This is a genomic window from Micromonospora sp. NPDC051543 (genome assembly GCF_044454415.1).
GTDB lineage: Bacteria > Actinomycetota > Actinomycetes > Mycobacteriales > Micromonosporaceae > Micromonospora.
On sequence record NZ_JBITDT010000010.1, the window covers coordinates 18,463 to 40,290 of the forward strand.

The 21,828-nt window shown below is 72.9% G+C and carries 16 protein-coding genes; 11 read left to right on the forward strand and 5 right to left on the reverse strand.

Going from position 1 to position 21,828, the window contains the following annotated elements:
- Nucleotides 1-2: 2 nt before the first annotated feature.
- Nucleotides 3-668, reverse strand: coding sequence for a potassium channel family protein (locus tag ACIA3K_RS19080; RefSeq protein WP_396802938.1), 666 nt, complete (start codon nt 666-668; stop codon nt 3-5).
- Between the two features lie 163 nt (nt 669-831).
- Between ACIA3K_RS19080 and ACIA3K_RS19085 the strand changes: the two genes are divergently transcribed.
- The 3 genes from ACIA3K_RS19085 (at nt 832) to dxs (ending at nt 6,211) form a co-directional block, all read left to right on the forward strand.
- A complete protein-coding gene (locus ACIA3K_RS19085) occupies nt 832-2,901 on the forward strand; it encodes an APC family permease (protein ID WP_396802551.1) in 2,070 nt (689 codons plus the stop codon).
- Between the two features lie 64 nt (nt 2,902-2,965).
- Nucleotides 2,966-4,180 (forward strand): class I SAM-dependent RNA methyltransferase, encoded by a 1,215-nt coding sequence (locus ACIA3K_RS19090; protein WP_396802939.1) that lies wholly within the window; start codon nt 2,966-2,968, stop codon nt 4,178-4,180.
- Between the two features lie 81 nt (nt 4,181-4,261).
- Nucleotides 4,262-6,211, forward strand: a complete 1,950-nt coding sequence (gene dxs, locus ACIA3K_RS19095; RefSeq protein ID WP_396802553.1) for a 1-deoxy-D-xylulose-5-phosphate synthase — start codon at nt 4,262-4,264, stop codon at nt 6,209-6,211.
- 244 nt (nt 6,212-6,455) lie between these two features.
- Here dxs and ACIA3K_RS19100 read toward each other — a convergent pair whose 3' ends face one another.
- The gene (locus tag ACIA3K_RS19100; protein ID WP_396802555.1) at nt 6,456-7,652 is read right to left on the reverse strand and encodes a hypothetical protein; all 1,197 of its coding nucleotides are present in this window, start codon (nt 7,650-7,652) and stop codon (nt 6,456-6,458) included.
- A gap of 383 nt (nt 7,653-8,035) precedes the next feature.
- Between ACIA3K_RS19100 and ACIA3K_RS19105 the strand changes: the two genes are divergently transcribed.
- Nucleotides 8,036-9,841: a hypothetical protein gene (locus tag ACIA3K_RS19105; RefSeq protein WP_396802940.1), complete on the forward strand. Its 1,806-nt coding sequence runs from the start codon at nt 8,036-8,038 to the stop codon at nt 9,839-9,841.
- Nucleotides 9,841-11,631: a hypothetical protein gene (locus ACIA3K_RS19110; protein ID WP_396802557.1), complete on the forward strand. Its 1,791-nt coding sequence runs from the start codon at nt 9,841-9,843 to the stop codon at nt 11,629-11,631. Before ACIA3K_RS19105 ends, ACIA3K_RS19110 begins: the two co-directional genes overlap by 1 nt.
- Here ACIA3K_RS19110 and ACIA3K_RS19115 read toward each other — a convergent pair whose 3' ends face one another.
- Complete coding sequence (locus tag ACIA3K_RS19115) at nt 11,632-13,458, reverse strand: hypothetical protein (RefSeq protein ID WP_396802559.1); 1,827 nt, start codon at nt 13,456-13,458, stop codon at nt 11,632-11,634.
- A gap of 146 nt (nt 13,459-13,604) precedes the next feature.
- Between ACIA3K_RS19115 and ACIA3K_RS19120 the strand changes: the two genes are divergently transcribed.
- The 6 genes from ACIA3K_RS19120 to ACIA3K_RS19145 all read left to right on the forward strand — a co-directional run bounded on the left by ACIA3K_RS19120 (nt 13,605) and on the right by ACIA3K_RS19145 (nt 18,555).
- Nucleotides 13,605-14,882, forward strand: a complete 1,278-nt coding sequence (locus ACIA3K_RS19120; protein WP_396802561.1) for a PQQ-binding-like beta-propeller repeat protein — start codon at nt 13,605-13,607, stop codon at nt 14,880-14,882.
- Nucleotides 14,879-15,532, forward strand: a complete 654-nt coding sequence (locus tag ACIA3K_RS19125) for a hypothetical protein (protein WP_396802563.1) — start codon at nt 14,879-14,881, stop codon at nt 15,530-15,532. The genes ACIA3K_RS19120 and ACIA3K_RS19125 overlap by 4 nt, the downstream gene beginning before the upstream one ends.
- Nucleotides 15,533-15,556: 24 nt before the next feature.
- Nucleotides 15,557-16,171 (forward strand): hypothetical protein, encoded by a 615-nt coding sequence (locus ACIA3K_RS19130; protein WP_396802565.1) that lies wholly within the window; start codon nt 15,557-15,559, stop codon nt 16,169-16,171.
- Nucleotides 16,172-16,256: 85 nt separating this feature from the next.
- Nucleotides 16,257-16,925 (forward strand): response regulator transcription factor, encoded by a 669-nt coding sequence (locus tag ACIA3K_RS19135; RefSeq protein WP_396802942.1) that lies wholly within the window; start codon nt 16,257-16,259, stop codon nt 16,923-16,925.
- Nucleotides 16,922-18,103 carry a sensor histidine kinase gene (locus tag ACIA3K_RS19140; protein ID WP_396802567.1) on the forward strand — a complete coding sequence of 394 codons (1,182 nt, stop codon included), beginning with the start codon at nt 16,922-16,924 and terminating at the stop codon, nt 18,101-18,103. The genes ACIA3K_RS19135 and ACIA3K_RS19140 overlap by 4 nt, the downstream gene beginning before the upstream one ends.
- Before the next feature lie 38 nt (nt 18,104-18,141).
- Nucleotides 18,142-18,555, forward strand: a complete 414-nt coding sequence (locus ACIA3K_RS19145) for a VOC family protein (protein ID WP_396802569.1) — start codon at nt 18,142-18,144, stop codon at nt 18,553-18,555.
- Between the two features lie 55 nt (nt 18,556-18,610).
- Here ACIA3K_RS19145 and ACIA3K_RS19150 read toward each other — a convergent pair whose 3' ends face one another.
- Together ACIA3K_RS19150 and ACIA3K_RS19155 are read right to left on the reverse strand one after the other, a co-directional pair.
- Complete coding sequence (locus ACIA3K_RS19150; RefSeq protein WP_396802571.1) at nt 18,611-20,593, reverse strand: M36 family metallopeptidase; 1,983 nt, start codon at nt 20,591-20,593, stop codon at nt 18,611-18,613.
- 193 nt (nt 20,594-20,786) lie between these two features.
- A complete protein-coding gene (locus tag ACIA3K_RS19155) occupies nt 20,787-21,614 on the reverse strand; it encodes a hypothetical protein (RefSeq protein WP_396802572.1) in 828 nt (275 codons plus the stop codon).
- Between the last annotated feature and the right edge of the window lie 214 nt (nt 21,615-21,828).

Genomic DNA, 21,828 nt, shown 5'->3' on the forward strand with positions numbered 1-21,828 from the left:
GCTCAGTGCCCTCCTTCCGGCGGCGTCGCCGCCACCGCCGTGACCGTGGCCACGATGTCGTCGCTGACCAGCATGAACACCTGGTCACCCTCCTGTACGAGGGTGGACGCGGTGGGCAGCGTGCCGATGCCGAAGCGGATCAGGTAGGCCACCCGCGCACCCGAGGCCCGCTCCAGCACGTGCACCGGGTGACCGATCCACTCCCGGTGCACCGGGACCTCGACGATCGACACGGTGCTGGTCGGGTCGCGGAAGATCTCCACGTTGCCCTCGGGCACGAGGTGCCGCAGCATCCGGTCGGCCGTCCAGCGCACCGTCGCCACGGTGGGGATGCCGAGGCGCTCGTACACCTGCGCCCGGCGCTGGTCGTAGATCCGGGCCGCGACCCGGGACACGCCGAACGTCTCGCGGGCCAGGCGCGCCGAGATGATGTTGGAGTTGTCGCCGCTGGAGACCGCCGCGAAGGCGTCCGCCCGCTCGATGCCGGCCTGGCGCAGCACCTCACCGTCGAAGCCCGCCCCGGTCACCGTGATGCCGGCGAAGTCGGGGCCGAGCCGGCGGAAGGCGTCGGCGTCCTGATCGATCACCGCCACCGAGTGTCCCCGGGACTCCAGGCTGTGGGCGAGGGTCGATCCGACCCGCCCACATCCCATGATCACGACGTGCACGCTGTCCCTCCCAAGGTGCGTACCGTTCCCGCTGCCGGTGGCCTTCGAGTGCGAGCCTGCCACGTCCGGGTCGAGAGCGGGGACCGACCGTACCCCGCCGCCGTGCGCGGCGATGATCGCCCACCCCCGCGTTCGCACCGTGGTGGTCGTACTCTTGGCGTTCGTGGCCAGTCCCACCTCGCTGCTGAAGCGCCTGCTCCTCGGTCGACCGTTCCGGTCCGACCGCCTGCAGCACACCCTCCTGCCGAAGCGCATCGCGCTGCCCGTGTTCGCCTCCGACGCGCTGTCCAGCGTCGCGTACGCGCCTGACGAGATCCTGCTGACCCTGTCGATCGCCGGGGCGTCGGCGTTCCTGTTCTCCCCGTGGATCGCCCTAGCGGTCGTCGTGGTGATGCTCACGGTGGTGGCCAGCTACCGGCAGAACGTGCACGCCTACCCCTCCGGTGGCGGGGACTACGAGGTGGCCACGGTCAACCTCGGCCCCAAGTTCGGCATCGGGGTGGCCAGCGCCCTACTGGTCGACTACGTGCTCACGGTGGCCGTGTCCGTCTCCTCCGGCGTGGCCAACCTCGGCTCGGTGGTCCCGTTCGTGGCCACCCACAAGGTCATGATCGCGGTCCTCGCGGTGGTCCTGCTGACCGCCGTCAACCTGCGCGGGCTGCGCGAGTCGGGTACCGCCTTCGCCATCCCCACCTACGGCTTCGTGATCGTGATGGGCGGAATGCTGCTCACCGGGCTGTTCCGCGTCTTCGTCCTGGGCGACGATCTCCGCGCGCCCAGCGCCGACCTGGTCATCCAGGCCGAGCACAGCGTGACCGGCTTCGCGCTGATCTTCCTGCTGCTGCGGACGTTCAGCTCGGGCGCTGCCGCGCTCACCGGCGTCGAGGCGATCTCCAACGGCGTTCCCGCGTTCAAGGCGCCGAAGAGCCGCAACGCCGCCACCACTCTGCTGCTGCTGGGCGTGATCGCGGTGAGCCTGCTCGTCGGGATCATCTGGCTGGCCCGGCTGACCCACTTGCAGTTCGTCGAGGACCCGGCCCTGCAGATCGTCTCGGGCCCCGAGGGGTACGTGCAGAAGACGGTCACCACCCAACTCGGCGAGACGGTCTTCGGCTCCGGCTCGTTCCTGCTCTACGTGGTGGCCGGGATGACCGCGCTCATCCTCTTCCTGGCCGCGAACACCGCCTTCAACGGCTTTCCGGTGCTCGGCTCGATCCTCGCCCAGGACCGCTACCTGCCCCGTCAGTTCCACACCCGGGGCGACCGGCTGGCCTTCTCCAACGGCATCACGTTCCTCGCCCTCTTCGCGATCGTCCTGATCGTCGGTTTCCAGGCCGAGGTGACCCGGCTCATCCAGCTCTACATCGTCGGGGTGTTCGTCTCGTTCACCGTCTCCCAGGCCGGCATGATCCGGCACTGGAACCGGCGGCTGCGCACCGAGCGGGACCCCGAGGCCCGCAAGCGGATGCACCGCTCCCGGGCCATCAACACGTTCGGCATGGGCCTGACCGGCACGGTGCTGGTGATCGTCCTGATCACCAAGTTCCTGCTCGGCGCGTGGATCGCGATCGCCGCGATGGCGGTGATCTACGCGCTGATGCTGGCCATCCGCCGGCACTACGACCGGGTCGCCGCCGAGCTGACCCCGCCGGACGAGAGCCGCGGTGTGCTGCCCGCCCGCAACCACGCGATCGTGCTGGTCAGCAAGCTGCACCAGCCGACGCTGCGGGCCATCGCGTACGCCCGGGCCACCCGCCCGGACACGTTGACCGCGGTGACCGTCAACGTGGACGAGAAGGACACCCGCGACCTCCAGGCCGACTGGGAACGGCGGGAGATGGCGATCCCGCTCACCGTCGTCGACTCGCCGTACCGGGAGATCACCCGGCCGATCCTGGACTTCGTCGCCTCCACCCGCCGTACGTCGCCGCGCGACGTGGTCACCGTCTTCATCCCCGAGTACGTGGTGGGGCGCTGGTGGGAGAATCTGCTGCACAACCAGAGCGCGCTGCGCCTCAAGGGCCGGCTGCTCTTCGAACCGGGGGTCATGGTGGTCAGCGTGCCGTGGCAGCTCGCCTCGACCGCCAGCAAGAACCTGGACCGGCTCGACGCCACGCTCTCCAACACGCCGGCGCGCGGACCCCGGGGCACCGTGCCGGCGGCGGTGGCCGCGCCGTCGCCCGGCGAGACCGCCCCGGCCGGCGGCGAGACGCCGGGAGACAGCCGTGACTGAGCGTACGACCGCGGGTGCGACTGCGGCCTCGGCATCGGCCTCGGCTTCGACGGCCGAGCGGGGCCTGGGCGAAGCGGAGCGGGTCGAACTGACCGTCGACGCGGTGGCCCCCGGCGGGCACTGTGTCGCCCGGGTGGACGGGCAGGTGGTGTTCGTCCGCCACGCGCTGCCCGGCGAACGGGTGATCGCCGAGGTCACCGAGGTGCACCGGGGGTTCGTCCGGGCCGACGCCGTGACCGTGCTGGACCCCTCGCCGGACCGGGTGGAGCCGCCCTGCCCGTACGCGAGGCCGGGCGCCTGCGGCGGGTGCGACCTGCAACACGTCGCCCCGGCCGCGCAGCTGGCCTGGAAGACCGCCGTGGTGCGCGAGCAGTTGGCCCGTCTCGGCGGGCTCACCGACGTCGAGCTGGACCAGCTCGGCGTCCGGGTCGAGGCGCTGCCGGGCGGGCTGCTCGGCTGGCGTACCCGGGTCCGCTACGCGGTCGACGCCGCCGACCGGGCGGGCCTGCTCAAACACCGCTCGCACGAGGTCGTGCCGATCGACCGTTGCCGCATCGCCCACCCGGCCATCCAGCAGCTCGCGGTGCTCGGTCCGACCGGCGCGCGCTGGCCGGCGGCGGAAGCGGTGGAGACCGTCGCCAGCGGCGGTGGGGACGTGAGCGTCGCCGAGATCCGCGACGGGGTCGTCACGCCGGTGAGCGGGCCCACCGAGGTCCGTGAGGTGGCCGCCGGGCGGGACTGGGCGCTGCCCGCGTCCGCCTTCTGGCAGGTGCACCCGGCGGCGGCCGACACGCTGAACACGGCCGTGCTGGAGCTCCTGGACCCACGGCCGGGCGAGGTGGCCTGGGACCTCTACGGGGGCGCCGGGCTGTTCGCCGCCGGGCTGGCCGCCCGCGTCGGCGCGTCCGGTCGGGTGACGCTGGTGGAGGCCTCCGCGCAGGGTGTCGCCGCCGCCCGGGAGAACCTGGCCGACCTGCCCCGCGTCGAGGTCGTGTCGGCCCGGGTGGAGACCGCGCTGGCCCGCCGACGGATCACCGGACCGGTCGACGTGGTGGTGCTCGACCCGCCGCGCTCCGGCGCCGGCGCCCCGGTGGTGCGCGCCCTGGCCGCCGCCGGTCCACGGGCGGTCGCGTACGTGGCGTGTGACCCGGCGGCCTTCGCCCGGGACGTCCGCACCTTCGCCGAGCTGGGCTGGCGGTTGACGGCGCTGCGCGGCTTCGACCTGTTCCCGATGACCCAGCACGTCGAGTGCGTCGGACTGCTGCTGCCGCCGGCCTGACCAGGTGCTCAGCCGGCTGCTCCGGGGCAGGCGGCTCGGGCCAGGCTGCGGAGTACCGGGCGGCCGATAGACTCTCCGGTCATGAGCGTTGAAGAGGACACGGCCAACCACGGTCGGCTGCTGGAGACGGTCCGCGGTCCGCAGGACGTCAAGCGGATGTCCGGCGAGGAGCTGGATGTGCTCGCCGCCGAGATCCGGGACTTCCTGATCGCCAAGGTCTCCCGCACCGGCGGGCACGTCGGGCCCAACCTCGGCGTGGTCGAGCTGACGCTGGCCATGCACCGCGTCTTCGACTCCCCCCGGGACCGGCTCCTGTTCGACACGGGCCACCAGGCGTACGTGCACAAGATCCTCACCGGGCGTCAGGCCGGCTTCGACAAGCTCCGCCAGCGCGGTGGCCTCTCCGGCTACCCCAGCCAGGCCGAGAGCGAGCACGACCTCATCGAGAACTCGCACGCCTCCACCGCGCTCTCCTACGCGGACGGCCTGGCCAAGGCGTACGCCCTGCGGGGTGAGCAGCGCAGCGTCGTGGCCGTGGTCGGCGACGGCGCGCTCACCGGCGGTATGTGCTGGGAGGCGCTGAACAACATCGCCACCGCCGGCAACTCGCTGGTCATCGTGGTCAACGACAACGGCCGGTCCTACTCGCCCACCATCGGCGGGCTGGCCGACCACCTCTCCTCGCTGCGACTCAACCCGGGCTACGAGAAGGTCCTCGACACGGTCAAGGACGCCCTCGGCTCCACCCCGTTGGTCGGCAAGCCGATGTACGAGGTGCTGCACGCGGTCAAGAAGGGCATCAAGGACGCGGTCGCCCCGCAGGCCATGTTCGAGGACCTGGGCATCAAGTACGTCGGCCCGGTGGACGGGCACGACGTGGCGGCCGTCGAGTCGGCCCTGCGCGCGGCGAAGAACTTCGGTGGCCCGGTGATCGTGCACGCCGTGACCCGCAAGGGGTACGGCTACCGTCCGGCCGAGGAGGACGAGGCGGACTGCCTGCACGGCCCCAGCAGCGCCTTCGACGTGGAGACCGGCACGCTGCTGGCCGCCCCCTCGGTGAAGTGGACCCACGTCTTCTCCGACGAGCTGCTGGCCATCGCCGACGATCGGCCCGACGTGGTGGGCATCACCGCCGCCATGGCCGAGCCGACCGGCATCGCCAAGCTGGCCCGCAAGTACCCCGAGCGGGTGTACGACGTGGGCATCGCCGAGCAGCACGCCGCCACCTCGGCGGCCGGCCTGGCGCTCGGTGGCCTGCACCCGGTGGTCGCCGTCTACGCCACGTTCCTCAATCGCGCCTTCGACCAGGTCCTGCTGGACGTGGCGATGCACAAGCTGCCGGTGACCTTCGTGCTGGACCGGGCGGGCATCACCGGCCCGGACGGCCCCAGCCACTACGGCATCTGGGACATGTCGGTCTTCGGTGTGGTGCCCGGTCTGCGGATCGCCGCTCCCCGCGACGCCGCCACCCTCCGCGAGGAGCTGCGCGAGGCGGTCGCCACCGACGACGGCCCGACCGTCCTGCGCTTCCCGACCGGCGCGGTCGCGGCGGACCTTCCGGCGCTGCGCCGGGTCGGCACCGTCGACGTGCTGGCCGAGTCGGCGCGTACCGACGTGCTGCTCGTCGCTGTCGGCTCCTTCGGCCAGATGGGCATGGAGGTCGCCGCCCGGGTCGCCGAGCACGGCTACGGCGTCACCGTCGTCGACCCTCGCTGGGTGCGCCCCGTCCCGGCCGAGCTGGTCGACATGGCCGCCCGTCACCGGCTCGTGGTCAGCATCGAGGACGGCGTCCGCGTCGGCGGTGTCGGCGACGCTATCGGCCAGGCGATGCGCGACGCCGACGTCCGGGTGCCGCTCAAGGACCTGGGCGTACCGGCCGACTGGCACCCGCACGGCACCCGCGCGCAGATCCTCGCCGACCTCGGCCTGACCGCGCAGGACGTGGCCCGGGACGTCACCGGCTGGATCTCCCGCCTGGACGCCACCCCGGACCACCTGACCCCCACCAGCAAGACGGCAGCCCAGAACTAGCCCCGGCTCCACACGACGGCGGGCGCCCCTCCCCGGGGCGCCCGCCGCCGCGCGTCCACGCCCCCGCCCTCGCGCTCCCGCGCGGCCTCCCACCCTCTCGCCGCGCGCCGATCTTGCACTTTCGGTTGTCGTAACGTGTATTTTCGCGCCGTTTGTCGCAACAGAAAGTGCAAGATCGCCGGGGCGGGGCGGGGCGGGGCGGGGCGGGGCGGGGCGGGGCGGGGCGGGGTCCGGGGTGGGGCTGTTAGCGGCGGGGGCTTACTGAGCGGTAGTGGGTTTTGTCGGTGTTGGCGAGGCTGTAGGTCTGGGTGCGGGACGGTTCCGGCACGACCACCAGGCCGGGGCGTTCCACCAGCAGCGGGGTGCCCGGCGGCACGGAGAGCGAACTGTCCCGGGTGGCCCGCCAACTGAGCACCAGCAGCGGTTGGTTGGGGACCGGAAGCTGGTACGTCTGCAACGGAGTGGCCCGGTCGGCCGGCGACACGACCGGTGCGCTCCCGTCCGCCGGTCGGTAGACGACAGCGGTCATCGTGCCGGCGTCGGTGTCCCAGCTGAGCTGCTGCAACTCGGCCGGCTCGCCGCCGCCGAGCGCCACCTCGCCGAGCGAGCGGACCGAGAGCTTCGCCATCGGCCAGGACGTCGGCACCGACTTCGGGGCGTCCCGGTCGCCGATCCGGCGCGGGATGCTGCCGAAGGGCCCCCGTTCGCCGGCCAGCACACAGGTGTCCAGGCCGGTGAGCGCCCGCCGCCCCGCGCCGGACTCGTCCCGTACCAGCGGATAACGCGGGTCGGTCGTGCCGGTGCCCAGGTCGAGCAGCCGGTCGGCGGCCCGCCCCCGGGGCAGTGACTCGGTGGCGCGCAGGGTCGCCGTCACGCCGACCGCCGTGCAGGCCGGCACGTCGACCGGCGCGCTGAGGCCGTCGGTGACGGCCAACGCCCGCCCCTGCGGCCCGAGCAACTGCTGCACCCGGGCCGAGACCAGGTAGCGCCGGCCGCCGGTCGTCTGGACCGGCAGCACGTCGGAGTAGACCAGGTAGCCGGGGTCGGTGTACTCGGTGGCGCGGCTGATCGCGTACCGGCCGCCGTCTCCGGTGAGTTGCAGCAGCCAGGACGCGCTCTCGCCCGGCACGTCGGCCGCGACCAGAGCCACCGGGGCCCCGTCGACGCGTCCGGAGAACAGGATGCCGGACGACGGCAGGTGCGCCCGGTCGTCGTCCGGTGACCGCCAGTCGCGTACCGCCTCGGTGACCGCCGTCGTCGCCGCGGCGTCGCCGGACAGATCGCCACGGGGCGGCCACACGGCCAGCGTGCCGTCGAGGCTGTCGTACCCCACCCGCAGGTCACGAGGCGCGCGGTCCGCGACGGGACCGCATGCGGTGCTGACCAACAACGCCGTCACCAGGGCGGCGAGCGTCCTGCCGTGCCGGCGGCCCGGAGTCACCTGATCCGCCCCCGATCGCCTCGCCGTCGCTGTCGGAAAGCGCCATAGTACGAGATGTCCGATGCGACGCCGCCGCTGCCCGGTTCCTCGTCCGCCACAATGGACATCACCGGGGCTTTAGTGCCTTTTCGCCACTCGGGTAGACTCCGCCGACTGTGACGCCTGCCGAGTCCCGCGCCCTCGCTTCCCGGGCCAGGTCCGTCGGGGCGCCCGGCGACTCCGTCGCTCCGGCCGACCGTGTCGACACCGCCCCGACCTCCACCGTGCCCGAGACGACCGTGCCGGTCCCGACGTCGCCGCGGGAGGCCGTCCCGTCCCGGGTCGCCCCGGAGGAGGCCGCGCCGGACCAGACCGAGCCGCACGAGGCTGCTCCGGACACGACCGTGTCGGAGATCACCGCGCCGGACGGGACGGTCCCGGCGTCCGGGCCGAGGCGGAGCCGTTGGGTCCGCTGGACCCGACGACGGCAGCACCTGGCGGTCGGCGCGCTGTTCCTGCTCGCCGCCCTCTGGGTGACCAGCCGGATCTGGCTGGACCCGGCCGGCCGGGTGGCGTCGCTCTACACCGGTGACCCGGCTCAGGTGCAGTTCTTCCTCGCCCACTCGGTACGGGTGGTGCTGCACGGTGAGTACCCGTTCTACACCGAGCAGTTCAACTACCCCGACGGCGTCAACCTGATGGCCAACACGGCGGTGCTGGCACTGGGCATCCCGATGGTGCCGGTGACCCTGCTGTTCGGTCCGGCGGTGTCCTTCGTGGTGCTGGTGACGCTCGGCCTCGCCGGCACCGCCATGGCCTGGTATCTCGTGCTCCGCCGCCACATCGTGCGTACGCCGCTCGCAGCGGCCGTCGGTGGCTGGTTCTGCGGCTTCTCCCCGGCGATGCTCTCGCACGCGAGTTGGCACCCGAACATCATCAGCCAGTTCCTACTGCCGTTCATCGTCTGGCGGGTCCTGGTGTTGACCCGTTCGCGCCGGCCGGTCCTCGACGGCGCCCTGCTGGCCCTGCTCGTCACCGCGCAGGCGTTCATCAACGAGGAGATCCTGCTCTTCACGGCGCTGGCCTGCGGGATCTTCCTGATCGCGGTGGTGGTCCAGGAGCCGGCCCGCTGGCGGGCGGCGTGGCGACCGCTGGCCGCCGGTCTCGCCGCCTGCGCGCTGCTGGCCGGGGCACTGCTGGCGTACCCCCTGTACGTGCAGTTCGTCGGGCCGATGGCGTACCACGGGCTGAGCGACGCGGTGCAGGACTACGGCAACGACATCGCCGCCTTCTTCGCCCCCGGCTCGGCCACCCTCGGCGGCAACCAGCGGGCCAACGTCAACCTGGCGCCGAACTACTCGGAGGAGAACGCCTTCTTCGGCTGGAGCCTGTCGATGCTCGCCGTCGGCGTCGTGGTCTGGCTGCGTCGGGAGATGCTCGTCCGGGCGCTCGCCGCGACCGGCGCGTTCTTCGCCCTGCTCTCGCTCGGTGAGCAGATCTCCTGGTGGGACCGGGACCTGATCACCGGGCCGTGGGAGCTGCTGGTGCACCTGCCCCTGCTGGACGCGGTGGTGCCGACCCGGTTCGGTCTGATCACCACGGTGGTCATCGGCCTGCTGCTCGCGATCGCCGTCGAGCGGGCCTGGGCGCTGCGGCCGGCCGACCGACGTACCGTCCGGACGCTCACCGCCGCCGGCCTGGCGTTCGCGCTGCTGCCGATCGCTCCGATGCCGCTGCGGATGGTCTCCCGGCCCCCGGTGCCGGAGTTCATCACCGCCGACCGGTGGCGGGCGTACGTCGGTCCCGACCAGACACTCGTGCCGATCCCGGTGCCCAGCATGGGCAACACGCACGGCATGCGCTGGGCGGCGGCCACCAACCTCGACTTCAAGATCCCGGGTGGCTACTTCCTCGCCCCCCGCAACGGCAACACCGGTGACCCCGGCCGGTTCGGCGGACGACCCAGCGGAGTGGGCCAACTGCTGGAGGAGGTGGCGACCACCGGTCGTACCTCCAAACTGGACGACCGGCAGCGTCGGCGCTTCACGGACGAGCTGCGGCACTGGCGGGCGGCGATCCTCGTGCTTCCGGTCCGTCAGCAGAATGCCGAGCCGTTGCGGCGTACCGTCGAGGAGCTGGTCGGCCCGGGTCGCCAGGAGTTGGACGTCTGGGTGTGGGATGTCCGGACGCTGACCGACCGCTCGGTCTGATGACCACGGGAACGGCGCCGTCGACGACGCGGGCCGAATTCCCGACCGTGCGCCCGCCAGGAGCGGCATGGCTGCCGGACGCGCTGGTGGTCGCGGGCTACCTGGCGCTGGCCGTGGTGTTGACCAGCCGGCAGTGGGGTCATCCTCAGCGGCTCTTCCACCAGGCCGGTGACCAGGTGCTCTTCGAATGGATGCTGGCCCACGCGGCGCACGCCGTGGTCGCGGGGGAGAACCCGCTCTTCAGCGCCGCCCTGAACGCGCCGTACGGCGTCAACCTCATGGCGAACACGTCGGTGCTCGGCCTGGGCGTTCCGCTGGCCCCGGTCACGCTGCTGTTCGGCTCGCAGGTGGCGTTCTGTGTGGCGGTGGTCGGCTGCCTCGCCGGCACCGCCACGGCCTGGTACGCGCTGCTGCGCCGTCGGCTCGTCTCCGCCCGTTCCGCGGCGGCGCTCGGCGGGCTGGTCTGTGGATTCGCCCCCGGCATGGTCGCCCAGGCCTCCGCGCACCTGCACGTGGCCGCCCAGTTCCTGCTGCCGGCGATCCTCGCCCTGGTGTTCTGGGCGGGCACCGGCCGGTCGGCGGTGTGGCGGCCCGGTGTCGGCCTCGGGCTGCTGCTCGTCTGGCAGGTCTTCATCGGCGAGGAGGTGCTGGTCTTCCTGGCGCTCGCCGCCGGGGTGTTCGTGCTGGGCTACGCCCTGGCCGATCGGGCCGCGGCCCGTCGTCTCGCGCCGGCTCTCCTCGGCCGGCTCGCGGTGGCGGCGGTGGTCGGCGCGGTGCTGCTGGCGTACCCACTGTGGTTCCAGTTCCACGGCCCGCAGCACTACACCGGGATGGCCTTCGCCGCGCACAGCTTCCAGCTCGACGCGGCGTCGTTCACCGCCTCGGCCCGGCAGACCGTGCTCGGGGACGACTGGCTGCCTGGTCTGCTCTCACCGAACCCGACGGAGGAGAACTCGTTCTTCGGCCCCGGGCTGCTGGTCCTCGCCGTCGTGGTCGTGCTCTGGCTGTGGCGACGACCGCTGGTCCGCGCCCTGGCCGGCTGCGGTGTGGTCTTCGCCCTGCTGTCGCTCGGCACCGACCTGCGGGTGGACGGCAGCGCCACCGGGATCCCGGGTCCGTACCGGCTCGTCGCCGGGCTGCCGCTGCTCGACCTCGCGGTGCCGGCCCGGTTCGCGCTGGTCTGCGTGCCGGTGCTCGGCGTCCTGGTGGCGCTCTTCGTGGACCGCGTCGCCGGGGCCCGCCGGACGGCCGTGCCGGGCCTGCCGGTACGACTGGTGTGGGCGTCGGCGGTGGCCGCCGCGTTGCTGCCGTTGACGCCGACACCGATCCGGGTCGTTCCGGTCCCGCCGGTGCCGGCCTTCGTCGCCGAGGGCGGATGGCGAACGCTGGTGCCGCCCGGGCGGACCGTGGTGGGCATGCCTCCGGTCACCGGCGCCGCGCTGAGCCCGGTCATGCTCTGGTCGGCGCGTACCGGGCTGTCGTTCGACGCCCCGGGCGGGTACTTCATCGGGCCGAGCGGGCCGGACGACCCGGCGGCCCGCTGGGGCGCCCCGGACCGGCCCACCGCCGTGCTGCTGCGCCGGGTCGCCGAGACCGGCCTGACACCGGTGCTGAGCGCGGCCGACCGCCGCCGGGCCGTCGAGGATCTGCGGCACTGGCGGGCGGCGGTCGTGGTACTCGGCCGGCTGCCCAACGGCGACGCCGTCCGGCGGACGGTCGACGACCTGCTCGGCGCGGGCCGCCCGGTCGACGGCGGTTGGATGTGGGACGTGCGGCCCCTCGTCGGTTGATCAGCCCACCAGGGCGCGGACGTCCCAGACCCAGACGTCGTCGACCCGCTGCGGCGGCCCGAGCAGCGCGGTGACCAGCTCGCGCAGCACCGCCTCGCGCGGGTGGGCGCCGAGCACCACCACCGACGCCCGCCAGAACCGCAGGTCCTCGACGGCCTGCCGCCGGTTCTCGTCGGTGAGGACCGGGACGACATCCTTGTCCATGGTGGAGTAGATGAGGCTGCTGGTCGGTCGGTTCGGCGCGCCGAAGACACCTTCGCCCAGCTCGTTCGGGCCGATGAAGTAGCCGCCCGGAATGGGGAACTCCTGCTCGGTCAGGGCACTCCAGCGCAGCGTCGGCAGACCGTGCACGTTGCTCGGGATCGGCACCGGCACGAGGGTCCGGCCGGCCGGGACGTACGGTCGCCAGCCGCCCGCGGTGATGAAGTGCGGCGGCGGGTCGATCTGCTGCGCGGGCAGCGGCCGGGGGAACAGCGGCAGCAGGGCGACGGCGACCGCCGCGTACCCCAGGGGTCGCAGCCACCGTCGGCGCGGCGCGACCGGCGCGGCGGCCGGCTCCCCGGCGCGCGGGGCCGGCGCGAGGCCCGCGCGGGCCTGCCGGGCCGCCGCGTCGCAGAACAGCGCCAGGAGTACGCCCAAAGCGGCGGCGACCACCAGGGCCAGCCGGGTCGGCATCATCATCTCGACCAGCGGCAGCTCGTCCGACACGTACGACCACGGGCCGGGGATGTCGGTCTCCACCCCGTCGAAGCGCACCCACGGCCCGATCGAGGCCACGGTGAACACCACGACGAGCACCGCGACGACCCGGGCGGCGAGCGAGCGGCGGACGAGCAGCACCAGCGCCACCAGCGAGAGCAGCACCAGCGGCCAGCCGAACCAGGTGTTCTGCTCGGTCAGCCCGATCGTCTTCTCCACCTCCGGGTCACCCGCCCAGGTGTCCCGGGCGAAGGTCACGAAGGCGACCAGGTCCTCGCCCCAGTTGTGGAAGACGCCACCCTGCAGGCCCCGGTAGGACTGGGGACCGTCGAACTGGAACCAGATCGGGTACGCCGTGAGCGTCAGGGCCAGCCCACCGGCCACCCCCATTCCGGCCAGGAAGGTCCCGGCCATGGCACGGGTGGCCCGGGGCCGCTGTACCGCGTACGCCAGCACGACGACGAGGCAGGCCAGCGCGGTGAGGAGCAGCATCTCCTCGTTGATGAAGATCTGGTACGCCACCAGCGCGCCGAGCGCCAACCCGTTGCGCCGCCACCGCCCCGGCTCGCCGAGGCGCAGCACCCGCACCACGATCAGCGGGAGCAGGAAGTTGGAGACGAAGTTGGGTTGGCCGTTGGCGTGGTGGATGATGCCCGGCGCGAAACCGAGGAAGGCCCCGCCCACGAAGGCCGCCGCCCGCGAGCGCACCAGGTGCCGCGAGAGCATCCAGTACGCGGTGCCGGCGGTGGCGGCCAGGGCCCCGCCCAGGTAGAGGGCGTACATCACCTGCGGGCCGAGCAGCATGGTGAGCGGGGCCAGCGGCAGCGTCACTCCGAGCAGCGAGGTGTTGGCCATCATGTTCACCCCGTCCGGGGCGTTCTGCCGGGCCGTGAACAGCGGGTTCTCCAGGTGCCGCACCGAGTACGCGCCGTGCGCGAACAGCCACTCGAACCAACTGTGGTCGGTGGGCAGGTGCGACGAGACCCGACCGGTCACGTCCCCCCAGTAGTTGAGGCAGACGAAGACGCCCAGCACCACATAGGCTCCGAGGGCCAACAGGTCGGCCCGGGCCGGGCGACGTCGAGGTCGCCGTGTCGGCTCGACCTCGGCCGACGTGGGGTCGGTCACGGAATTCAGCGAGGGGTCTACCACCGGCACAGCCACGACGCGCCATCGTACAGGCGAGGATGCGTCGCTTTTGCCGGGCCGGTACGCCCACGGCCGGTTTGCCGGGCCGCACCCGGTCGGTTGCGCCGGCGATGGAGGGACGGTCCTTGTCGATCATCGAGCTGGGCGAGATCCGGGACGAGCCTCCGTCGCTGCCGCCGGTCCGCCCGCCGCGCGCCGCCGGCCGACCCGTGCGTACCGTGGCCGTGCTGCTGGTTGCCCTGGTCACCGTCGCTGGCGCGACACCGGTCCGGCACCGTGCCGTCACGTCGGTGCCGACCGCGCCGGGCGCCTCGGCGTACCTCACCGAGGACGGCGTCGCGGTGGTCGACGCGTCCACGCCCACCGGGGACCGGTACCTGAGCGTCTACGACCAGCCCGGGCCCGCGGGCGGGGACGGCGTACGGCGTCGGTGGCGCGCGGCGCTGGAGCGCAGCGGTGACTACGTGACCGTGTGGATCCAACGCGGAATGCTGCTGGCGGTGGGTGTCAGCGTCGCCAGCGGTGTGTTGGAGACCACCGCCTTCGACGCGCGGACAGGTCAGCAGCGCTGGCGTCACCCGGGGATCGCCCAGCGGGCGACCGACGGGGGCATGCTCCTCGCCAACGACACGGGCGACGCGCTGGGGACGGTGAGTCGGGTGACGCCCGACACCGGCCGGCTCCTGTGGTCGGTGCCGGTTCCGTTCGGTGGCACCGAATTCCACCGGCGAGGCGGGCAGGTCGACCAGATCGTGTTCGTCCAGCCGACCGGTGAGGTGCAGGTGTACGACGCCCACACCGGAGCCCTGCGACACAGCGTCGACACGTTGCCCGGTGATCGCTCGGCGTTCCAGCGGGTGCAGGTCGTGGATGATCTGGTGCTGCTCGTACCACCCGGCAGCACCGAGCTGGTCGCCTTCCGGCTGCCTGCGATGGAGCGGGTCTGGACATCACCGGTGCCGCTGGTGGCCTGGGCGGTACCGTGCGCGGATCTGCTGTGCGCGGTCCAGCAGACCGGCGGCATCCAGACCATCGAACCCGCCACCGGCGCCGTCCGCTGGTCGGACCCGGGGCCGGACATGCTGGTGGACGTCCGGCGGGACAGGCTGCTGGTGGCCACGTCCGAGCAGCAGTACGCGGTGCGCGACGCGCGGACCGGGCGGGAACGCGCCGAGTTGGGCCGGTGGCAGCTCGTGAACCAGGTACGCAAGGAGGACGAGCTGCTCGGCGTACGCCCGACGGCCGACGGTCGGCTCGTCGTGGCCGAGCTGGACCTCACCGCCGGCCGGACGCGGATCCTGGACGTCCTGCCGGAGGTGGCGGGCGGGTGTCAGGCGGCGCGGCCCGTCCTGCTCTGTCGACGGCTCGACGGCTCGACGGGACTCTGGAGGTTGACCCGGTGAGCGATGCGGTGATCGACCTCGGGGAGCTGCGGGACGGATCGGACCCCGATCGGCTGCCCCGCCCACCGTCGAGCCGGGGGCGTCCGGCCCGCACCGCGCTCGTCGCGCTGCTGGTGCTCGTCGGCCTCGCCGCGTCCACGCCGTATCCGCGGCGCGTGGGGGTGACGCTGCCGGCCACCGCCGGCGCCGACGCGGTCGTCTTCGACGACGTCGTCTTCCTCGTCGAGCCGACCGGGGAGACGCGGCAGCGGACGCTGACCGCCACCCGACTGCCGGACGGCGAGCCCGTCTGGCGTACGTCGCTGCCGGCCGAGGGCCGGTACTGGGGAGTCGCCCGGTCCGGCGAGACGCTGCTGGCCATCGGGTACGAGACCGGCCAGGACGGCGCCGGAACGCTCACGATCGCGCTGGACCCCCGGACCGGCGCGTACCGCTGGCAGCAACCGGGCAGGCCCGCCGTCCTGCCCGACGGCGCGATCCTGCTGTGGTCGGGCGAGAACGAGACCGCGGGCGCCCTGCGTGCCGTCGACGCGTGCTGCGGCACCGTGCGCTGGCAGGAGCCCGTCGCGGCGGGCCTTGACCTCACCCTGCGCGACGGCGCGCGCGGAGTGGACCGGTTGGTGGTCCTGCGCGGGGGCGGACAGGTCTAGGTCCGCGATACGGCCACCGGAGCGGTGCTGACCCGCGCCGACCTGCCCTCGGCCCCGGGCGCAACGCCCCGCGTCCTGCGGGTGGTGGACGACCTGCTGGTCACCATCGACGGCTCCCCGTCCGTCATCACGGCCTACGGACTGGACCATCTGGACCAGCGTTGGCGGATCTCCGCAGCCGGAGCGACGTTCGTGTCCGACTGCGGCGTCGTCGTCTGCCTGGAGAACGAGAACGCCGCCGGCGGAAGGCGGGCGATCGACGCCGCAACCGGTGAGCCACGGTGGGAGGACGACCGCTGGGCGTGGGTCTGGCCGCAGGCCGGCCGGTTACTGGCGACCACGCAGAGCAGCGCCGGGCCGGGGGCGCAGGATCTCGTCGTGCTCGATCCGCCGACCGGTCGGGTGCTGGCGAAGCTGGGCCGCTGGGAGATCGCCCAGTACGACGCCGACGGCCCGCTGATCGGGGTACGCCCACACCCCGACGGCGGTCTGCTCGTCGCCGAGTTGGACGTTCGAGGCGGCACGGTGCGCATGCTGGACGTGCTGCGGGACGCCGCCGGGGACTGCCGCGCCGCTACCGGCCTGCTGCTCTGTCGCCGTCGGGACGGCGACATCGGGCTGTGGCGACTGCCGACCTGACCAGCGGCGGGCACGACGCGTCGGCGAGGGAGGATGGTTGCCCGCCGGCACTAGGTTGTCGGTGGTCAGCAGCGAGGAGGCCGGGATGCGGGTACTGGTGGTCGAGGACGAACGCAACCTCGCCGACGCGATCGCGCGCGGGTTGCGCAAGCGGGGCATGGCGGTCGACGTGGCGTACGACGGTGACGCCGGCCACGAGGCGGCGTTCGTCACCCGGTACGACGTGGTGGTGCTCGACCGCGACCTGCCCGGCGTGCACGGCGACCAGATCTGCGCCGACCTCGCCGCCTCCGGGGCGCTGACCCGGGTACTCATGCTGACGGCGAGTGGCACGGTGGCCGACCGGGTGGAGGGGCTGCAACTCGGCGCGGACGACTACCTGCCCAAGCCGTTCGCGTTCGACGAGCTGGTCGCCCGCGTGCAGGCGCTGGGTCGGCGGGCCACCCCGGCCGCGCCACCGGTGCTCGAACTGGCCGACCTGGTGCTCGACCCGGCCCGCCGGGTCGCCACCCGCGCCGGTGTGCCGATGGACCTGACGAACAAGGAGTTCGGCGTGCTCAGCGAGCTGCTCAAGGCCCGCGGCGCGGTGGTGTCCAGCGAGGAGTTGCTGGAGCGGGTCTGGGACGCCAACACCGACCCGTTCACCACCATCGTCCGGGTGACCGTCATGACCCTGCGGAAGAAGCTCGGCGATCCGCCGTTGATCGAGACGGTGGTGGGGGCGGGCTACCGCACGGCCGAGGTGCTGCCGTGAGCCGGCCGGGACGGCTGCGGCCCACCCTGCGGCTGCGGTTGACGCTGCTCAACGGCGTACTGCTGGTCGGCGCGGGCGTGATCCTCGTGCTGCTGGCCTGGCTGCTGGTCCGCGACGCGCTGCGGCCCACCGATGAACTGGTGCCCGGCACGATCGTGCTGCTCTCCGACGGCAGCAAGATGGACGCCGTCCAGTGGCAGCGCGAGCTTGTCGACTCCGCCTCCGGGGAGTTGCTGGCCAAGGGCCTGGTCGCGCTGTTGGCGATCAGTGTGGTGGGGGTCGCCGGCGCGTACGCGGTGGCCGGCCGGGCGCTGCGACCCCTGCACCAGGTCACCGCGACCGCCCAGCGGCTCGGTGAGGCGACCCTGAACCAGCGCATCGGGTACTCGGGCGCGGACGACGAGGTGGCCGAGCTGGCGAAGACGTTCGACGCGATGTTGGACCGGATCGCGTCCGCGTTCGAGGCGCAGAGGCGTTTCGTGGCGAACGCCTCACACGAGCTGCGTACCCCGCTCGCCGTCATGCGGACCGAGATCGACGTGACGCTCAGCGACGACGACGCGGACGCCGCCGAGTACCGCCGGATGGCGACGGTGGTGCGGGACGCCTCGGAGCGCGCGAACAGCCTGGTGGACGCGCTGCTGGTGCTGGCCCGCAGCGAGGCCCAGGCCGGGGGTCGGCTGGGCCGGCGCAGCGAGTGCGACCTGGCCGCGGGCACCGCCAACGCGCTGTCCGCGATGCGCCGCGAGGTCGACCGGATCGGCCTGCGGGTGCAGACGTCACTGGAGTCCGCCCCGGTGGTCGGCGACCCGGGGCTGCTGGACCGATTGGCCGGCAACCTGATCGAGAACGCCGTCCGCTACAACCACCTGCACGGCCGGCTGTGGGTACGGACGGGCACCGACGGCGACCGCTCGTGGCTCGTGGTGGGCAACACCGGTTTCGAGGTGGACCAGGCCGACGTGCCGGGGCTGTTCGAGCCGTTCCGGCGCGGTGGCCGGGAGCGGACCGGCGCGCGCGGCTCGGGCCTGGGGCTGTCCATCGTCCGCGCGGTCTGTCAGGCGCACGGCGGAACGGTCCGGGTGGTCGCCCAGCCCGGTGGTGGCCTGGAGGTGACCGTCACGCTGCCGGCGGTGGACGCCCCGGCGGTACCCGGCCCGGTGGCCATCAGCGGCTGAGCGACGATTGCGCGACGACACCCTCGTGGAGGACCACTGTGAGTTCGACGATCCACAACATCAGCATCGACTGTGCCGACACGTACGCCCTGGCCGGCTTCTGGTCGAAGGTCTTCGACTGCCCGATGCAGCCGGACGACTTCCCCGGCGACCCGGAGGCGATGCTGCTGCCGCCGGGCGGCCCGGAGGTGCTGTTCCTCGCCGTGCCCGAGGGCAAGGCGGTGAAGAACCGGCTGCACCTGGACCTGGAGCCCGCCGACCGGACCCGGGACGAGGAGGTCCGGCGGCTGCTCGGCATCGGCGCGACCCTCGTCAACGATCAGACCAGGCCGGACGGCGCCGGCTGGGTGGTGCTCGCCGACCCGGAGGGCAACGAGTTCTGCGTGCTGCGCAGCGCCGCCGAGCGGGCGGCGACACCGGCGGGGCCGGCGGGCGAGACGCCGTCGGCCTAGTGTCGTACGGCGGGACGCCGCCGTCGCGGCGTCCCGCCGTAGCCATGCCGGCGCGTCAGCGCCGGGGCACCGAGAAGTCCTCGGTCGGGGTGGTGTCGCCGGCGCCGTCCGTACTCGCGTGCACGCCCATGCCACGCGCGGCGAAGACCCGCCAGATCTCCCGCTGCCCGCGACCGTGGTTAACCACCCGGTCGGCCAGCAGGATCGCGTCGCGCATGTCCAGGTACGACGGATCCGACGGCGACAGCTCCATCGCCCGGGTGATCAGCGAGCGGGCCAGGCGGCTGCCGATCGCGGCACGCAGGTCCCAGAGCGTCTGAGCCCAGATCTCACCGTCGGCGTGGATCTCCGGCTCGGTGGTCCCCGGCACGGTCGACGAATTGCGGATCCTGCCGTAGTCGCCGTAGGTGTAGCCGCCCGTGCCCGCGGCGGGGTTGCCGGCACACACCGGCTCGGTGCTGTGCACCGGGCAGTCCATCGCCTCGCTCCGCACCGAACGACCGCCGAGGATGTAGTCGCCCTCGCGGACGTCACCGTCGACGGCGTCGTCCTGCTCGAGACCGCTGTCGACCAGGTAGTCCAGGCCGTACCAGTCGCTCCACGCCTCGTACATCGCCTGCGCCTGGGCGCTGATCAGGGTCGAGTTGCCGTTGGCGTCGACCACCAGCCGGTCGGACAGTCCGTGGGTGTACTCGTGGTAGAGGATGTCCGCGGTGTCTCCCGAGTTACCGGCGAGAACGCTTGCCGACTTGACGAACAGGTACATCTGCATGCGTGGCGCCATGCCGTCCGGCGGGGTGGTCATGTTGGCGTTGTTGTCGTGGTCGCTGTCCGGCAGACCGTTGGCGGTGTCCGCGCCGTCCATCGCCTCGGCGACCACCGCGTCGCCGTCGACGGCCTCGAAGTTGCCGGCCGCCCGGGTGAAGCCGATCGGTGCGGCCGCGAGGTGGTCGTGCCAGGTGCCGAGGAAGGAGAAGAGCTGCGCGGCGTTCTGCTCGCGGTTGGTCTGCCAGGAGTACGGCACCGCCGGATTCCACGAGCACTGCCGTTGCGCCGAACACGGGGCACCGACCTGGTCGGAGAAGTTGGTGAACGGGAAATCGAAGCTGCTCGCGGCGTTCGGCGCGACCTCTTCCGACGCCTGCGCCACGTTGTCGGCGTTCACGTCGGAGTAGACGTGCCCGACGTTGCCCTCCAGCCGGGTCGCGTTCGGCGGCAGCCACCGGTTCAGGTCGACCGTGCGCTGGCTTCCGCCGACCGGGGCGCCCGGGTAGTTCTGCCACGTCGTCGCGTGGTGGTTGGCGACCATGCTCCGCTGGAAGAGAACGCTGCCGTCGGCCGCGTCCACCACGCTCAGGTAGCCCCCGTCCATGTCGATCACCTCCCAGGCCAGTCTCGGGCCGGCCTTCGTGTTGAAGACGACCTGGCGGGCGCGACCGCCGTCGGAGAAGGTCGCGGACGACGTCGTCCGGGAGCGCACGGCCGCGGCCGTCGCGCCCGACACCGTGCGTACGGCGGCTCGGTGGGCGGCGACGGCGTCCACGCGCGCGGCGCCGAGCGTGGCGGGCAGCCCGGCCAGCGGCACGCCGTCGACCGCGATCAGCCGGCCGTCCCTGGTGACGTGCGCCTTGAGGCCGTTGCCGACGACGTCGACCCCGTTCACGCGCTGCACGAAGCTCAGGTGGTGGGTGCCTTCGATGTCGACGTAGTCCTTGCGCAGCCGCAGGGCGGCGATCTCGGCGACGGTCAGGCCGACGACCGGGCGATGGGCCGCCAGATACTCGCGGGCGATCCGCTCGGGAGTGGCAGCGCTCGGCCCGGTCAGGTAGCCGTCGAGCCGGGCCAGCCGCCGCAGCGTCGCGGTGTCGCGGTCGATCTCGACGATGCCCTCCGCGCCGAGACTCGCCCGCAGCGAGTTCGCCGCCTCGGCGACCCTGGCGTCGGGGGACGCGGCCTGCGCGTTGATCGGCAGCAGCGCGGACGCGAGCAGGACGCCCGCCGCCGCGGCGACACCGCGTCGGATGATGGTTGAGCCCACTCTCGTACTCCAATACTCATGCAGGCATCAATGACGCGACAGACGCTAAAGGTCCGTAATGGACATCCACTTGATCGACGATCTGCCCGGCTCACCTACGCGGCAAGCTCGACGCGTACTTCCCGGTGGTCTGACGGCGGTACGGCGGGGCCCCGGCCACCCTCGGGTGGTCGGGGCCCGGTCGTGCGTTCCTTCAGGATCGCTGCTCGATCTGACCCCGGACGCCGACGAACTCCGCCTTGGCCTCTTCGGCGGTCTTGAAGTACATGACCACCAGGCCCACACTGCCCCGGTCGGCCCAGATGCAGACGCCGAGCGGCACGCTCTCGGCCTTGCCGTCGCCGCAGCGCGCGTCGCCACCCAGCGGCCCCGCCTCGACCGCCGCCATGTTGGTCACCGACAGCTCGCTGGAGAGCCCGGTCACCGCCTCGTCCAGCTCCTTCTTCGGGTCGGCCATGACGCCGGACACCGCGGCGATCAGGACGAGGTCCTGCTTGGTCGGATCGCCGTAGAACGCGCCGACGGTGCTGGTCTCGTTCTGCACGTCGGTCTTCATCTGGGTGACCATCTGGTCGGCGACCGTCTGCAACTGCGGGTCGGTGTTCTTGGCCCGACCGGCGAGGGTGGCCGGCGCGACGACCCGGGTCTTGGTGGCGTCGACGACGTCACCGAACTCGTCCTTGAGCGCGAACCAGGTGATCGCCGCGCCACCGAGGCAGAGCACGAGCACGACGGCCAGCACGATCAGGAGGATCTTGCCGACGTTCGACTTCTTCGGCGGCGGGCCGGCCAGGTGCGGACCCCCGTAGGGCTGCCCCGGCTGCGGCGGCGGAAAGCCCTGCTGCTGCGGCCAACCGGGCTGCGGCGGGCCGGGCTGGTACGGCTGGCCTGGCTGGCCTGGCTGGCCTGGCTGGTACGGCTGGCCCGGCTGGTACGGCGCTGCCGGCTGGCCCGGTTGCTGCGGCGGGACGGGGGAGTCGTGCGGCGGCGGCCCGAAGGGGTTGGCCGGTGGCTGGGACATCAGTCAGCTCCAGGATGGGGTGCGAAACGCGTGATCGTAACCCGCCAGGGCAACCGCGCGGTACCGACCGGGTCCCGCGGGCCACCGCGACCACCCGCAAACGGTCGCGGGGGGGGGGGGGGGGGGCCCGGGGGGGGGGGGGGGCCGCCCCCGGGGGGGGGGCGGGGGGGGGGGGGGGGGCGGCGCCCCCCCGCGGCCCGACCCCCCCGCCGGG